This window comes from Caballeronia sp. ATUFL_F2_KS9A (assembly GCF_023630765.1).
GTDB lineage: Bacteria > Pseudomonadota > Gammaproteobacteria > Burkholderiales > Burkholderiaceae > Caballeronia > Caballeronia zhejiangensis.
On sequence record NZ_JALQEK010000021.1, the window covers coordinates 1 to 15,030 of the forward strand.

At 64.1% G+C, this 15,030-nt stretch carries 15 protein-coding genes; 5 read left to right on the forward strand and 10 right to left on the reverse strand.

Annotated features, from left to right (window positions below):
* Window positions 1-323 precede the first annotated feature (323 nt).
* The 10 genes from NCS67_RS12620 to flgB all read right to left on the reverse strand — a co-directional run bounded on the left by NCS67_RS12620 (window position 324) and on the right by flgB (window position 8,926).
* Complete coding sequence (locus NCS67_RS12620) at window positions 324-1,076, reverse strand: flagellar brake protein (RefSeq protein WP_008352549.1); 753 nt, start codon at window positions 1,074-1,076, stop codon at window positions 324-326.
* 270 nt (window positions 1,077-1,346) lie between these two features.
* On the reverse strand, window positions 1,347-2,408 hold the full coding sequence (gene flgJ / locus NCS67_RS12625; protein WP_051996850.1) for a flagellar assembly peptidoglycan hydrolase FlgJ: 1,062 nt from the start codon (window positions 2,406-2,408) through the stop codon (window positions 1,347-1,349).
* 15 nt (window positions 2,409-2,423) lie between these two features.
* Window positions 2,424-3,551 carry a flagellar basal body P-ring protein FlgI gene (locus tag NCS67_RS12630; RefSeq protein ID WP_250435335.1) on the reverse strand — a complete coding sequence of 376 codons (1,128 nt, stop codon included), beginning with the start codon at window positions 3,549-3,551 and terminating at the stop codon, window positions 2,424-2,426.
* Between the two features lie 2 nt (window positions 3,552-3,553).
* Window positions 3,554-4,237 carry a flagellar basal body L-ring protein FlgH gene (locus NCS67_RS12635; protein WP_008352545.1) on the reverse strand — a complete coding sequence of 228 codons (684 nt, stop codon included), beginning with the start codon at window positions 4,235-4,237 and terminating at the stop codon, window positions 3,554-3,556.
* A gap of 78 nt (window positions 4,238-4,315) precedes the next feature.
* The gene (gene flgG, locus NCS67_RS12640) at window positions 4,316-5,104 is read right to left on the reverse strand and encodes a flagellar basal-body rod protein FlgG (RefSeq protein WP_008352544.1); all 789 of its coding nucleotides are present in this window, start codon (window positions 5,102-5,104) and stop codon (window positions 4,316-4,318) included.
* A gap of 57 nt (window positions 5,105-5,161) precedes the next feature.
* Window positions 5,162-5,914, reverse strand: coding sequence for a flagellar basal-body rod protein FlgF (gene flgF / locus NCS67_RS12645; RefSeq protein ID WP_008352543.1), 753 nt, complete (start codon window positions 5,912-5,914; stop codon window positions 5,162-5,164).
* Window positions 5,915-5,963: 49 nt separating this feature from the next.
* The gene (flgE, locus tag NCS67_RS12650) at window positions 5,964-7,211 is read right to left on the reverse strand and encodes a flagellar hook protein FlgE (RefSeq protein ID WP_008352542.1); all 1,248 of its coding nucleotides are present in this window, start codon (window positions 7,209-7,211) and stop codon (window positions 5,964-5,966) included.
* A gap of 45 nt (window positions 7,212-7,256) precedes the next feature.
* A complete protein-coding gene (locus NCS67_RS12655; protein ID WP_008352541.1) occupies window positions 7,257-7,979 on the reverse strand; it encodes a flagellar hook assembly protein FlgD in 723 nt (240 codons plus the stop codon).
* Between the two features lie 23 nt (window positions 7,980-8,002).
* Window positions 8,003-8,428 carry a flagellar basal body rod protein FlgC gene (gene flgC / locus NCS67_RS12660; RefSeq protein WP_008352540.1) on the reverse strand — a complete coding sequence of 142 codons (426 nt, stop codon included), beginning with the start codon at window positions 8,426-8,428 and terminating at the stop codon, window positions 8,003-8,005.
* A gap of 18 nt (window positions 8,429-8,446) precedes the next feature.
* The gene (flgB, locus tag NCS67_RS12665; RefSeq protein WP_008352539.1) at window positions 8,447-8,926 is read right to left on the reverse strand and encodes a flagellar basal body rod protein FlgB; all 480 of its coding nucleotides are present in this window, start codon (window positions 8,924-8,926) and stop codon (window positions 8,447-8,449) included.
* Between the two features lie 240 nt (window positions 8,927-9,166).
* Here flgB and flgA point away from each other — a divergent pair, with 240 nt between their 5' ends.
* From flgA to flhA, 5 genes are all read left to right on the forward strand, one after another.
* Window positions 9,167-10,465 carry a flagellar basal body P-ring formation chaperone FlgA gene (gene flgA, locus NCS67_RS12670; RefSeq protein WP_250435337.1) on the forward strand — a complete coding sequence of 433 codons (1,299 nt, stop codon included), beginning with the start codon at window positions 9,167-9,169 and terminating at the stop codon, window positions 10,463-10,465.
* Window positions 10,466-10,635: 170 nt separating this feature from the next.
* Window positions 10,636-10,977: a flagellar biosynthesis anti-sigma factor FlgM gene (gene flgM / locus NCS67_RS12675; RefSeq protein WP_008352536.1), complete on the forward strand. Its 342-nt coding sequence runs from the start codon at window positions 10,636-10,638 to the stop codon at window positions 10,975-10,977.
* 80 nt (window positions 10,978-11,057) lie between these two features.
* Window positions 11,058-11,492 carry a flagella synthesis protein FlgN gene (locus tag NCS67_RS12680; protein WP_008352534.1) on the forward strand — a complete coding sequence of 145 codons (435 nt, stop codon included), beginning with the start codon at window positions 11,058-11,060 and terminating at the stop codon, window positions 11,490-11,492.
* 219 nt (window positions 11,493-11,711) lie between these two features.
* Window positions 11,712-12,920, forward strand: a complete 1,209-nt coding sequence (gene flhB / locus NCS67_RS12685; protein ID WP_008352533.1) for a flagellar biosynthesis protein FlhB — start codon at window positions 11,712-11,714, stop codon at window positions 12,918-12,920.
* Window positions 12,917-15,022 carry a flagellar biosynthesis protein FlhA gene (flhA, locus tag NCS67_RS12690; protein WP_008352531.1) on the forward strand — a complete coding sequence of 702 codons (2,106 nt, stop codon included), beginning with the start codon at window positions 12,917-12,919 and terminating at the stop codon, window positions 15,020-15,022. The genes flhB and flhA overlap by 4 nt, the downstream gene beginning before the upstream one ends.
* The last annotated feature ends 8 nt before the right edge of the window (window positions 15,023-15,030 follow it).

Here is a 15,030-nt window from a genome sequence, read left to right on the forward strand (position 1 = left end):
GAAGCGCATGCTTCCCCGATTGGCCGGTCGGCCGCGAAGCGGGCCGGAGCCATTTCGTGCTGAACCGGTTTGTTGTGTGGCGAGTGATGGCGGACCGTGCGCGAGCCAAGCCCGATGGGGCCTATGAGGGCACTCTTTAGGCAGCCCACGATGGACGAGAGGACTACCCAAATTGCGTGTGACCGCGGGCGTATCGGAAGCTGCTTTCTTTGGTTACTTTCTTTGCAGCAGCAAAGAAAGTGACTGCCGCCCCGCACAGGGGCAGTGCTAATAGACCGACACGAAAACGGGATCCGGCGAAAACGAAAGCAAAAGCAAAACCCCTACTTCGCCAAAGACCGCCGCTTCATCTCAAGCTGAGTGATCAGCCGCTGAAGAGTATTCTCCGCCGACCCCGGCATCGAAACAAACTTGAACCCGATGGTATATCGCCGATCCCCTTTCGCCGTCGTCGATTCCCGATGCGAAACCAGCATCATATCCACCGTCACACGTCCATTCGCGCTGAAATGCAGCTCGGCATCCTGAAACACGATGCCCATCTCCAGATCCGCGATGCGATCATCCGTCGTGCGCAGCGCCACGCCGCCCAGCGACAGATCATGCACCTCGAAGCGGAATCGCTCGCCATCCGGCAACGAACCCGTGCAGATGTAAGGATCGAGAACCGGCGTATCGACACGGAAATACTCGCGCCGCTGCATGTAGTACAGCACCGTCGGAAAATCGACTTCGAACGCCGGACGCCCGTCGAACATCGTTTCGCGCGCACCCGGCGTCGTGAACTCGACGCGCACGCCATCCGGCGCCGCACTGAAAATCAGCTTCTGCGACGCAAGCACGCCGCGATTCTGCTCGTCGAGACCGCCCCAGTCGAACGTGAAGCGATGCGCGGTCACATCGACGTCGAGCACGCGCGTGACGATCTGACCGTCGCCGTATTGCGCCGTCAGAAAGTCCCCGCGATTGGCGAGATTGCGCAGCGCCACGCCGATTTCCAGCGGATTACGCCTGCCGAAATCCACGATCGGCGCGATATCCTCGTCGGCAACGTCATGCTTTTGATTGGTGTTCATGGTGCTAGCCGTGTTCATTGTGCTCGCGCGCTGCCCGACCCCCGAACATCGCGCGACGATCCGAACCGAATAGGTCCGGCACTTCGATTATTCAGGTTAGCGGCATACCTCTTCAAAAGTTTAGGGTCGCCCGCCGAAAAATGTATGTGGTGCGCCGTCCCTACGGACGTAAAACGTTTGCTTCCCCGAAGCAATAAAGCGGCCGCATACATCGGCTGAATGCGCGGCGTGGCCCGCGCTTCAATATCGAACTACGCGGTCGAACGGGCGTCAGACGATCTGACGCATGATCGAGATGAGCTTCTTCGCGTACTGCGGATCGGTCGCGTAGCCCGCCTTCTGCATGCCGTGCGCGAAGCCCGCGACGTCGCGCGAAGCCTGAATCACCGGCGCATAACGCGGATTGTTCTTGATGACGCTCGCGTAATCGGTAAGCGCGTCCTCGTACGAATCGTAAGCGCGGAATTTCTCGACGACCTTCTGCGGACGGCCGTTGATGTATTCCGTCGTCACCGAGCTGACAGTCTTGCCGTTCCAGTCTTTCGTCGCCTTGACGCCGAAGATGTTGTGGCTCGTCGCGCCGTTCGGATGCTTGATCTCGCGCTTGCCCCAGCCCGATTCGAGCGCCGCCTGACCGATGATGAAGCGCGCCGGAATGCCCGTCGCCGCGCTCGCGGCCTGCGCCGGCACGGCGAGCCGGTCGACGAACGCGTTCACCTTGTCAGACCCGTTGCCGCGCGCCGGCGCTTCCACCGAATCCGCCGCCGTGTAGCCCTTGCCGGCGAGCGACGCGTTGTTCCTGTTGCCCTGCGCCGCCGCGTAAGCCTTCGCCATCGCGTTCATCGCGGCGAGATTGCCCGCGTTCGCGTCGAGATCGCCGCCGCCGCCCGACATGCCGCCGAGCGTCTGCATCGCGTTCATCGTGCTCATCGTGTTCATGGCGCCGCCCTTGCCGTCCGCGCCGGTCTGCGCGCCCGAGTTGCGCATGAGCTGCTTGAGCATCATGTCCGCGACGCCGATGCCCTTCGACGACATCTGCTGCGACAATTGCTGATCGAGCATCGACGTGAAGGTCTTCGAATCGTTCGATTCGAACGGGCTGTCCGAAGGCGTCGCGTCGCGCATGCTCTTCAACATCATCTGCGTGAAGACGGCGTCGAACTGCTTGGCCGCTTCCTTCAGGCCCTGCTGCGGGTTCGCGCCGGCCTGCGCGCGCAATGCGTCGAAGCCCTGCGTGTCGAGCGCGAAACGGTTCGAGAGATTCGAGAATCCGCTGCTCGTATCGGTCGATGCCAGCGCGGTGCCGGCGATGCCGTTCGTGTTCGAGTTCATAGGTTCTTATTCGTTTTAGATGATTTCGAGGTCTGCGCGCAGCGCGCCCGCGGCCTTCATCGACTGAAGGATCGAGATGAGATCGGCCGGCGTCGCGCCGAGCGCATTGAGCGCCTTCACGACATCCGCGAGATTCGCGCCCGCCGACAGCATCTTGAGCGCGCCGCTGTCCTGCTTCAACTGAATCGACGATTCCTTCGCCGCAACCGTCTGGCCGTTCGAGAACGCGTTCGGCTGGCTCACCGCCGTCTTCGTGTTGATGACGACCGACAGATTCCCGTGCGCGACCGCGCAGTTCTGCAGCGTGACCATCTGATTCATCACGATGGAACCCGTGCGCGCGTTCAGGATCACCTTCGCGGCGGCCTGCGCCGGACGCACGTCGATGTTCTGCAGCTGCGCCATGAACGACACCTGCTCGCTCGGCTCCTGCGGCGCGCGCAACTGGATCGTGCGGCCGTCGAGCGCGAGCGCGGTGCCCATGCCGAACTGATTGTTCACGGCCGCGACGATGCGCTGCGTCGTGTCGAAATCCATTTCGCGCAGTTCCATCTGCATGACGCCGCCCTGCTGCTGCAACGCCGACGGCACCGCGCGTTCGACGATCGCGCCCGCCGAGATGCGGCCGACCGCGAGCTGGTTCACCTGCACCTTGCTGCCGTTCGCGCTCGCGCCCGCGCCGCCGACGACGAGATTGCCCTGCGCCATCGCGTACACCTGGCCGTCGGCGCCTTTCAGCGGCGCCATCAGGAGCGTGCCGCCGCGCAGGCTCTTCGCGTTGCCGAGCGACGAAACCGTCACGTCGATCGCCTCGCCGGGACGCGCGAACGGCGGCAGCGTGGCCGTCACCATCACGGCGGCCACGTTCTTCAATTGCATGTTCGACGACGTCGACGGGTTCACCGTGATGCCGAGGTTGCCGAGCATGTTGGTGAGCGATTGCGTCGTGAACGGCGTCTGCATCGTCTGGTCGCCGGTGCCGTCGAGACCGACGACGAGACCGTAGCCGATCAGCGGATTGTCACGCACGCCCTGAAACTGCACGAGATCCTTGAGACGCTCGGCGTGCGCCTGATGCGCCGAACCGATGGCGACGAGCGCGGCTGCGAGCGAGAAGGAAACGAAACGGAGAAGCGGATTCATGATCAGAACGGCGCGACGTTGAGGAAGAAGCGCTGGAGCCAGCCCATGTTCTGCGCTTCGTCGATGTAACCCTTCGCCGAGTATTCGATCTTCGCGTCGGCGACCTGCGTGGAATAGACGGTGTTGCTACCCGAGATGGTCGTCGGGTTGACGACGCCCGAGAAGCGCACGTACTCGTTGCCCTGGTTGATGAGCATCTGCTTTTCGCCGCTCACCTGCAGGTTGCCGTTGGGCAAAACGTCCGTGACGGTCACGGTCAGCGTGCCGCTGAACGTGTTGGCCGCGCTCGCGCCGCCCGTCGCGGTGAACTTGTTCGCGCCGGTGGCCGAAAGGTTCGTGTTGTTGAAGAGGCCGCCGAAGAGGCCCGGCGTGGTCGGCACGGCGAACGACGCGTTGCCGCCGCGGTTGGTGTTCGCCGCCGACGACTTCGTCGCGTTGACGTTTTCCGAGATCACGATGGTCAGGATGTCGCCCACGTTGCGCGGACGCTGGTCTTCGAACAGCGGCCGGCCCGCGTAGCCCGCGTTGTAGATCGCGCCGGGCGAACGCGTGCCGACGGGCGGCTGCGGCGGACGCGCGGTCATCGGCTGCTGGATGATCGGCTCTTTCGGCACGAGGCCGCACGCGGCCAGCGATGCGATGAGCGCGCCGATCGACGCGCGCGAAAGAATGTGAGTGAGCGACATCGTGATAACTCTTCTGAAGCGGATTCAGGCATCAGTGTGACGCCATCGCCGCGATTCCCATCCGTCGAATAGAGGGGATTAAACCTGCATTTGCGAAAGCGTCTGCAACATCTGGTCGGACGTGGTCACGGCCTTGCTGTTGATTTCGTACGCGCGCTGGGTCTGGATCATGTTGACCAGTTCCTGCACCACGTTGACGTTCGACGCTTCCACATAACCCTGTTGCAGCGAGCCCGCGCCGTTCAGTCCCGGCTGCGACACGTTCGGCGCGCCCGAGCTGCTCGTTTCCGAGAACAGGTTTTCGCCGCGCGCATCGAGGCCGGCCGGGTTGATGAAGGTCGCGAGCGTGACCTGGCCGACCGTCGTGCTGGTCGACGTGTTCGCGGTCGTCACCGACACCGTGCCGTCCGAACCGATGGTGATCCCCGTCGCGTTCTGCGGAATCGTGATCGCCGGATTCAGCTGATACCCGCTCGACGTGACGAGCTGGCCTTGTGAGTTCGTCTGGAACGAGCCGTCGCGGGTGTAGGCGGTCGAGCCGTCGGGCATCGTCACCTGGAAGAAGCCCTGGCCGTTGATCGCGACGTCCTTCGAATTGCCGGTCTGCTGCAGGTTGCCCTGCGTGTAGAGGCGCTCGGTCGCGACCTGTTGCACGCCGGTGCCGAGCTGCACGCCCGATGCGAGTTCGGTCTGCTGCGTCGAATTCGCGCCCGGCTGGCGCGTCGTCTGATACAGCAGATCCTCGAACACCGCGCGCGAGCCCTTGAAGCCGTTCGTGCTCACGTTGGCGAGGTTGTTCGAGATGGTGTCCATCTGCGCTTGCTGCGCATTCATGCCGGTCGCGGCGATGTAGAGAGAGCGATTCATCTTGTTTCGTATCCTGTGTAGCCGGCGTTTGCCGCGTGTTTACAGCCTGTTTGCCGCTTAAGAGAAGTTGAGCAGCTTGTTGGCCGACTGTTCGTTCTGGTCCGCCGATTCCATCAGCTTCGTCTGCATCTGGAATTGCCGCGCGTTGGTGATCATCGAGACCATCGCGGCAACCGGATTCACGTTGCTGCCTTCGAGCGCGCCGCCGGCCACGACCACGTTCGGATCCGCGTCGGCGGGGTCGCCGCCGGCGGTGCGAAAGAGCCCGTCATCGCCGCGCGTGAGCGTCGCCGGATCGGGATTCACGAGCTTGAGCTGATCGACGACCGCGATCGCCGTCGGCGGGTCGCCGGGAATCAGCGCGGAGATCGTGCCGTCCTTGCCGATGGTGACTTCCGCGCCCGGCGGAATCGACAGCGGACCGCTGTTGCCCAGCACCGGCAGATTGTTCGCCGTGACGAGCTGGCCGTTCTGATCCACATGCAGATTGCCGGCGCGCGTGTAAGCCTCGCTGCCGTCGGCGGCCTGCACGGACAACCAGCCCTGTCCCTGAACGGCGACATCGAGCGGATTGCCCGTCTGCTGGATCGGGCCTGCCGAGTAGTCCGCGTTCGGCGTCGACGAAAGCACGAAAGTGCGCGTCGTGCCATCGGCGGACTGGTCTTCGAACGACATCGGCACCTGGCGGAACGCCGCGAGCTGCGCCTTGAAACCCGTGGTCGACGTGTTCGCGAGGTTGTTCGCCACGACGGCCTGCTGCTCGAGCGCCTGGCTCGCGCCGGTCATCGCGGTGTAGATCAGACGGTCCATGAATCGCTTTCCTTCTTCCTAATGCGTCAAATTCGCGTGCAGACGACGGTTACAGATTGATCAGCGTCTGATCGACGGTCTGCTGCGTCTTGATCGTCTGCGCGTTCGCCTGATAGTTGCGCTGCGCGGTGATCAGATTAACGAGCTCGCTCGTCAGGTCGACGTTGGAGTTCTCCACCGCGCCGCCCTGCAGCGTGCCGTGGTTGGTCGAGCCCGGCACGCCGACTTGCGGTGCGCCCGACGCCGAGGTCTGCGCGTAGACGTTGCCGCCGAGATCCTGCAGGCCGTTCTGGTTGTTGAAGTTGGCGATGGCGATCTGCCCGAGCGCTTTCGTTTGGCCGTTCGAGTAGTTGCCCGTCAGCGTGCCGTCGGTGCTGACCGTGAAGCCCGTCAGCTCGCCCGTGCTGTTGCCGTCCTGCGCGATGTTGGTCACGCCGTCTTTCGCGCCGTACTGCGTGGTGCCGTTGAGGTCGATCGTCAGCGCTTGCTGCGTCGCGCCGCCGTCCCCCCCGTTCGGAATCGAGAACGTGAACTTGCCGGTTGCCGCCGTCGCCGCGCCGCTCGAATCGGTCGTCGAGGTCAGCGTGCCCGACGAATTGAACGCCATCGTGCCGAGCGAAATCGGCGCGCTGACCGGGTCGCCGTAGGTCGCGTAGGCTTGCCACGTATTCGTCGTCGCGCTCTTCTGGAAGTACACGGACACTTTCTGCGTGCCGCCGAGCGAGTCGTACACGTCGACGGACGTCGACTGGTTGAAGGTCGTCGAATCGGTCGGATCGAAGGCGCCGGTCGGCGCGGTGTCCTGCGAGTTCAGGTTGAACGCGGCCGTGATGTTCTTGGTCGCGGTCGGCGCGACGTTCGACGTCGGCACGGTCAGCGGCACGGTGCTCGCGCTGTTGACGACGCCGTCCGAGTTCGCGGCGTAACCCATCAGTTGCAGGCCCGCCGAGTTGACGATGCGGCCCTGGTTGTCGAGATGGAACACGCCGTTGCGCGAATACACGATCGAGCCGTTGTTCGACAACTGATAGAAACCGTTGCCGTTGATCGCGACATCGAGCGCCTGGTTGGTCGTCGTGATCGTGCCTTGCGAGAACTGCTGCTGCACTTCGGCGAGCTTCGTGCCGATGCCGATCTGGTTGTTCACGGCCGTGGCCATCGAATTCGCGTACATGTCGGCGAATTGCGCGGAGCCCTGCTTGAAGCCGACCGTGTTCGCGTTGGCGATGTTGTTGCCGATGACGTCGAGATCGCTCGATGCAGCGCCCAGACCGCTCAGTGCTTGTTGGTAACTCATTTGATGTTTCTCCGTAACGAGCCCGCGCCCGTCCTGAAATTGGATTTAGAGGATCGACGCGACGCCCGACAGCGCGACCGTGGAGCCGTTCGACAGCTTGAGGCCCGGCGCACCGCCGGACATCTGCACGACGCTTTGCACTTGCGAAGCCGACAGCGTCGTCGCGGTCGCCTGCTGGCCGTTGATCGTGCCTTGCGCGGTGATCGTGTACGTGCCGTCGGCGAGCGTGGCGCCCTTCGAATCGACCGGCGTCCAGCCCGTCACCGGCACGACGCCCGCGCCTTGCGCGCCGAGGTCGAGCGTGTTGACGATCTGGCCCGACGAGTTCTTCACGACGATCTGCAGGTCGCTCACGTCGTTGGCCAGTTGCACGCCGAAGCTCGACGACTTGCCGCTCGACACCGTCATGTTGTTGCCCGCGGCGAGCACGTTCGAGCCGATGAGCAGCGCCGCCTGCGTCTGCTGGCCGGCGGAAAGCTGCGTCGCGAGCGAGGACAGCGACGTGTTCAACTGGCCGATGCCCGTCACCGTGTTGATCTGCGCGAGCTGCGAGGTCATCTGCGAGCTGTCGGCGGGATTCGTCGGATCCTGGTTCTTGAGCTGCGTCACGAGCAGCGTCAGGAATGTGTTCTGCAGATCCGACGCCGATTGCGCGCCGGTCGCCGAGGTCGACGACGTCGACGAGCTCGACGATGCGCCGTTCATGGTGTCGAGCAGCGTCTGCGACACCGTGGTGCCGTTGCTGCCGATGGTTGTGCTGGTCGTCACGTTGTGTTCCTTGAGTGTCTCTATCAGGTTCCGATGGTCAGGGTCTTGAGCATCAGTTGCTTGGCGGTGTTGAGCGTCTCGACGTTCGCCTGATAGGAACGCGACGCGGAAATCATGTTGACCATCTCCTGCACCGGATCGACGTTGGGCAGCGTCACATAGCCGTCCGCGTTCGCCGCCGGGTTGCTCGGGTCGTAGCTGGTCTTCATCGGGCTCGGATCGTCGACGACGCCCGTCACCTGCACGCCGCCGACCTGCTGGCCCGACGCGGTCTTCGCGCCGCCGAGCGGATCGACCGCGAACACGACCTGCTTGGCCTTGTACGGCTTGCCGTCGGGGCCGGTCGTGCTGTCCGCGTTCGCGAGGTTGGACGCGGTGACGTTCAGGCGCTGCGCCTGGGCTGACATCGCCGAGCCGGCGACGTTGAAGATGTTCATCAAGGAAGGCATGTGTTTCTCCTACTGCGCTCAACTGTTCGACGTAATCGCCGACAACATCGATTTGATTTGCGACGACAGCACCGTCATGCCCGCCTCGAAGTGCAGCGCGTTGTCCGCGAACTGCACGCGTTCCGAGTCGAGATCGACCGTGTTGCCGTCGAGCGACGGCTGGCTCGGCACGCGATAGGCGAGCTTGCCGTAGTCGTCGCTCGGGCCGCCCGACGCGGACAGCGTCGACGTGCCGCTCATGTGGCCCTTGGCCGTCGTCGCCATGCCGCCGCTCGTGCTGACGCGGACGGGTTGCGCCATCTTCAGCGTCGAGCCGTTCGATGCGCTGCCGCCCTGCTTGAGCGCGCCCGCGAGCGCGCTCGAAAAGTCGACGTCGCGCGCCTTGTAGCCGGGGGTGTCGGCATTGGCGATATTCGACGACAGCAATTCCTGCCGATACGCGCGCACGTCGAGCGCCTCGCGGCCAAATGCGAATTCCTTGTCGAGTCTGTCAAGCATTGCGGTTTCTCCTGTCGGCAGCGCCGGGGCCTTTTTGCATGACACGCATCTTAGGAGCGGCGCGCAATAACTAATCCGACGAATAACCGGGAAACGGGGCCTCTATTCGACGCTTGCGTTATCCGGCCGATATCTAGAATTCGTCTCGTTGCCGATTGCGGGTCTTTTTCCCGCCGCAAACGGATCAATGCAGTCGCCGCATCGTTTGCGGCCCGATCGAATCAGGTACGGAGAAAGTCGATGAGCAGGTCCGCGAAACGTGCATCGAACCCTACGGCTCGCGCCGCAGCGACGTTCGCGCGCCGCACGCTGCGCGGTCTGGCCGGCGTGTCTCTATGGATGGGCGTGGCTGCGCTCGCACAGGCGCAGCAGGCCGACGGCCCGATCGTCATTCCGGGCAACGCCGAAACCAATCCGGCCGCCGCAGCCGACATGGCCCAAAAGCTGACGGCACGCGCCGCGACGCCCGTTGCCGCGGCGCCCGCGCCTGAAATGACGCGTCCGGGCCCGAGCGGCTATCGCGCCGCGACCAAAGCCGCCGACGCCGCGATGCGCAACGCCGCGCTCGAACTCGACGCCCGCGCCGACGCCGCCGACGATTCGATGAACAGCGCGATGAACGACGCGATGAACGACGCGAGCGGCATGATCGTGATTCCCGGACCGGGCGAAGCGAAGCCTGCGCGCGCGGTTGCGGTTGCGGCGCCTGCGCTTCAGAAAGCGCCGGCCTCATCCGCTTCGCGCGAGGTGATGCCCGTCGTCGTGACGCGCGACGATGGCGTCGTCCGCGGCGCGAGCGTCAAACCCGTCGCGGCCAGCCCCGCGACGCCCGTCGCCGCCACCGCTTCGCCGATGAAGCGCGTGAGCTTCAATCCGTCGGCGGCAGCAGCAACGCCGGCCGCAGCGGTAGCCGCCACCATGCAAGACGGCGAATCGATCCGCCTCACCGCGCTCAACTTTCTTCAGCAGCAGGCCGCCGGCTTGCCGGGCAAGGTCGACATCACCGTGACGCCGGTCTTTCCGCGCGGTCTCGCGGCGTGCTCGGCGCTCGATCCGTTCATGCCGACGGGCGCGCGCCTCTGGGGTCGACTGACGGTCGGCGTGCGCTGCGTCGGCGAGCGTCCGTGGACGCTTTACGTGCAGGCGCGCGTATCGATCAACGCCACTTACTACACCGCCGCGCGCGCAATCGCGCCGGGCGAAGTGCTGAACAACGCCGATCTCGTCGCCCGCGACGGCGATCTCACCGTGATGCCGCAGGCCATCGTCACCGATCCGGCTCAGGCCGTCGGCGCAGTCGCACTGTCGCGCGTGCCGGCCGGCCTGCCGCTGCGCACCGACATGCTGCGCGCGTCGACGTCGGTGTCGATCGGCCAGACCGTGCACGTCGTCGCCGGCGGCTCCGGATTCTCGATTTCCGCCGACGGCACCGTGATGAACAACGCGGCGCCCGGCCAGCAAGTACGCGTCAAAACCGCCGGTGGCCAGATCATCACCGGCATCGTGAAGGACAGTCAGACGGTGGAAGTGGCCCTGTAAAACGGGATGTGTTCGGTCCCCCACACTTGTTTCATTTTGTTGCAAATGCGCTCGATGCCCGCCACATAAGGCTCAGAGCGCGATAGGCAGAGCGAACGGCAGTTGGCAGTCCGGCGTCAGGGTAAAGTTTTCAAGACCCGTCGCCGTTAAAGGACTCAACACGTTCGGGAATGGACATCGTGAAGATCGAATCGAATAGCAACACCAATCTGGCTGGCCTTCAAGACAATCTGCCGCGCGCGTCGCAAAACGACGCGAAAGGTGCCGCGGGCACCGTGCAGCAATCGCAAGCGGGCGCGAGCCCGGCGAAGAATTCGACGGTGAGTCTGTCGTCGGTTTCGAGCGACTTGCGCGCATCGAGCGGCTCGGACATCGACACGGCGAAAGTCGAGTCGATCAAGGCCGCAATCCGCGACGGCAGCCTGAAGATGGACACCAGCAAGATCGCCGACGGCATTTTGAGCACCGCTCGCGACCTGCTGCAAACGAGAACCCCGCCGACCGGCGGCTGAACGCTTCCGTCGCGCCTTGCGCGTGACGGCGAGCGTTGGCGACACCGGGCGGCTTTTCAAACCGCTTTTCGAGCGATGCAATGAGAGACGCCCTGCTTGCCACTGTCACCGAAGAAGTCGCCGCTGTTCTGGCCTTCGAATCCCTCCTCGAGGTCGAGGAAAAAGCGCTGATCGCCGCGCAGCCGCTTCCGGCGCTGCCGACGATCATCGAGAACAAGACCGCGCTCACCGAACGCATCTCCGCTCTCGAAAAGGCGCGCGACGAACAATTGAACGCGCTCGGCTTTCCCGGCGGCTTCGTCGGCATGGAAGCGGCCGCTGCGGGCGACAGCAAGATCGCCGAGCAATGGGCGCTGCTCACCGCCGCGGCCCGCCGCGCGAAACAGGGCAACAACAACAACGGCGTGCTGATCCGCACCCGCATGGAATACAACCGCAAGGCGCTCGCCGCGTTGCAGGTCGCTCCGTCGAAGGGCGGCTTCTACGGTCCGGACGGCCGCGTGCCCGGCGCCTGATCGCCTGTCATTGCCGTTTCTCGCCTCTCGAACGGCGCGCGCTTCTCGCGAGGCGCGCGCCGCTTTTGTTTCCCGCGCTTTCATCGGCCGAATAACCCCCTTTTCCCCGGCTTTATCCGCCGATGGCTGCTCGACGCCTTCCGCAATAATCGCTTTCATCAAAAAGCGGCTTCCTGCCGCTCGCATGTGAAACCGATGGAAGCGATGGAGTAAGGCCCGGTGGCAGAAGAAAGCGATCTCGAAAAAACCGAATCAGCGACTCCCAAGCGCCTGGAAAAGGCGCGGGAGGACGGTCAGGTTGCGCGTTCGCGCGAGCTCGCGTCGTTCGCGCTGCTGGCGGCGGGTTTTTTCGGCGTGTGGGCGTTGTCGGGGCCGATCAACCAGCATTTGCAGACGATTCTTCGCGGCGCGTTCACGTTCGATCACGCGACGGTGCTCGACACGCACCAGATGATGATCGGCGCGGCGAACGCGGGCCGGGAAGGTCTCTTCGCCGTTTTGCCCGTGCTGCTGCTGACCGGATTCGCCGCGCTCGTCGCGCCGATGGCTCTCGGCGGCTGGCTCATCACGACGAAACCGCTCGCGCCGAACTTCGGGCGTCTGAATCCGATCAGCGGTCTCGGCAAGATTTTCTCGATGCAAGGCCCGGTGCAGCTCGGCATGTCGCTCTTGAAGACGGCGGTGGTCGGCGGCATGGCGGGCTGGGCGATGTGGAGCCGCAAGGCCGAAGTGCTCGGCCTTTTGACGAAGCCGCTCGATCTCGCGCTCGCCGACGCGATGCACATGATCTTCGTGTGCTGCGCGATGGCGATCGGCGGACTGTTTCTCGTCGCGGCCGTCGACGTGCCGTATCAGCTTTACTCGCACGCGAAGAAGCTGCGCATGAGCAAGGAAGAAGTGAAGCGCGAGCACAAGGAAAACGAAGGCGATCCGCACATCAAGGGCAAGATCCGCCAGCAGCAGCGCGCGGCCGCGCGTCGCCGGATGATGCAGGCGATTCCGACCGCCGATGTCATCGTCACGAACCCGACGCACTTCGCCGTCGCGCTGAAGTACGCCGACGGCGAGATGCGCGCGCCGAAGGTGGTCGCGAAGGGCGTGAATCTGGTCGCGGCGCGTATCCGCGAACTGGGCCGCGAGCACAACGTGCCGCTGCTCGAAGCGCCGCCGCTCGCGCGTGCGCTGTACCACAACGTCGAGATCAACCGCGAGATTCCGGGCGCGTTGTACGGCGCGGTCGCGCAGGTGCTGGCGTGGGTCTACCAGCTCAAGCGCTACAAGGAAGATGGCGGCATCAAGCCGGACGAACCGTCCGATCTCGAGGTGCCGAAGGAACTGGACAAAGGCGGCGTTTCCGACGCCGACGCCGATCAGGAAGCTGCCGAAGCCCTGGCTGGCGACAACACTGACAATGGAGCCGCAGCATGAACGCGCGCGCTGGATTTTTCGCCAAACGGCCCGACGCGCTGGGCACGCAGAACCTTCGCGCCTTAGCCGGCCCGATCCTGATCTGCATGATCTTGGGCATGATGATTCTGCCCTTGCCGGCGTTCCTGCTGGATCTGTTGTTCACCTTCAACATCGCGCTGTCGGTGATGGTGCTGCTCGTCAGCATGTACACGCAAAAGCCGCTCGACTTCGCGGCGTTCCCGAGCGTGCTGCTGTTCTCGACGCTGCTGCGCCTGTCGCTGAACGTCGCGTCGACGCGTATCGTGCTGCTCGAGGGTCACACCGGCCCGGACGCGGCCGGTCAGGTGATCGAATCGTTCGGGCACTTTCTCGTCGGCGGGAATTTCGCGGTCGGTATCGTCGTGTTCGTGATTCTGATGATCATCAACTTCATGGTGATCACGAAGGGCGCGGGACGTATCGCCGAAGTCGGCGCGCGCTTCACGCTCGATGCGATGCCCGGCAAGCAGATGGCCATCGACGCCGATCTGAACGCCGGTCTCATCAACGAGGAAACGGCGAAGAAGCGCCGTCAGGCGGTCGCGCAGGAAGCCGAGTTCTACGGTTCGATGGACGGTGCGTCGAAGTTCGTGCGCGGCGACGCGATCGCGGGCTTGCTCATCATGGTCATCAACGTGGTGGGCGGGCTGATCGTCGGCATGCTCCAGCACGACATGGACTTCGGGCACGCGGCGACCAACTACACGCTGCTCACGATCGGCGACGGCCTCGTCGCGCAGATTCCGTCGCTCATCATCTCGACGGCGGCGGGCGTAATCGTGTCGCGCGTCGCGACCGAGGAAGACATCGGCACGCAGCTGACCGGCCAGTTGTTCCAGAACCCGCGCGTCTTGATGATTACAGGCGTGATCATCGGCGTGATGGGCCTGATTCCGGGCATGCCGCACTTCGCGTTCATGCTGCTCGGCGGCGGCCTCATCTACGCCGCGCGCACGATGAACAAGCGCGCCGAAGCGAAGAAGAAAAGCGCCGTCACCGATGTCACGCCGCTCCAGGCGAGCGCGGCTGCGGCTTCCGCCGAAAATGCCGAGGCCAGTTGGGAGGACGTGTCGCTCATCGATCCGCTCGGGCTCGAGGTGGGTTATCGCCTGATTCCGCTCGTCGATCGCAACAGCGACGGCGAATTGCTCAAGCGGATCAAGGGCATCCGTAAGAAATTCGCGCAGGAAATCGGCTTTTTGCCGCCGGTCATCCACATTCGCGACAATCTCGAACTGCGGCCGAACGGTTATCGCATTGCGCTGAAGGGCGTGGAAGTGGGCGTCGGCGAGGCGTTTCCGGGTCAGTGGCTCGCGATCAATCCGGGACAGGTCTCGGCCGCGCTGCCGGGCGCGCAGACGCAGGATCCGGCGTTCGGTCTGCCGGCGGTGTGGATCGATACGAATCTGCGCGAACAGGCTCAGGTCTACGGCTACACGGTCGTCGATGCGAGCACGGTCGTCGCGACGCATTTGAATCACCTCGTCGTGACGCATGCTGCCGAATTGCTCGGCCGTCAGGAAGTGCAGGCGCTGCTGGAGCGCATCGGCAAGGACACGCCTTCGCTGACGGAAGATCTCGTGCCGAAGGTCATTTCGCTTACGACGCTGCAGAAGGTGTTGCAGAACCTGCTGGACGAAAGCGTGCCGATCCGCGACATGCGTACGATTCTCGACGCGTTGCAGGAACACGCGCCGCGTGTTTCGGATGCACACGATCTCACGGCGGCGGTACGTCTCGCGCTGGGCCGCGCGATCACGCAGCAGTGGTATCCGGGCAACGACGATCTGCAGGTGATGGGCCTCGATCCGACGCTGGAGCGCGTGCTGTCGCAGGCATTGTCGACGGGTCCGAATCCGGGACTGGAACCGGGACTCGCGCAGACGCTGATGAACTCGACGCAAAACGCGATCATGCGTCAGCAGAACCTGGGCTTGCCGCCGGTGCTGCTCGTGCAGCATTCGCTGCGCGCGATGCTGGCGCGGTTCCTGCGCCGGAGCTTGCCGCAGTTGAAGGTGATCTCGTATGCCGAAGTGCCGGATACGAGGAATGTGAAGGTGGTGAATTTGATTGGGGCGTGATGTTCCGC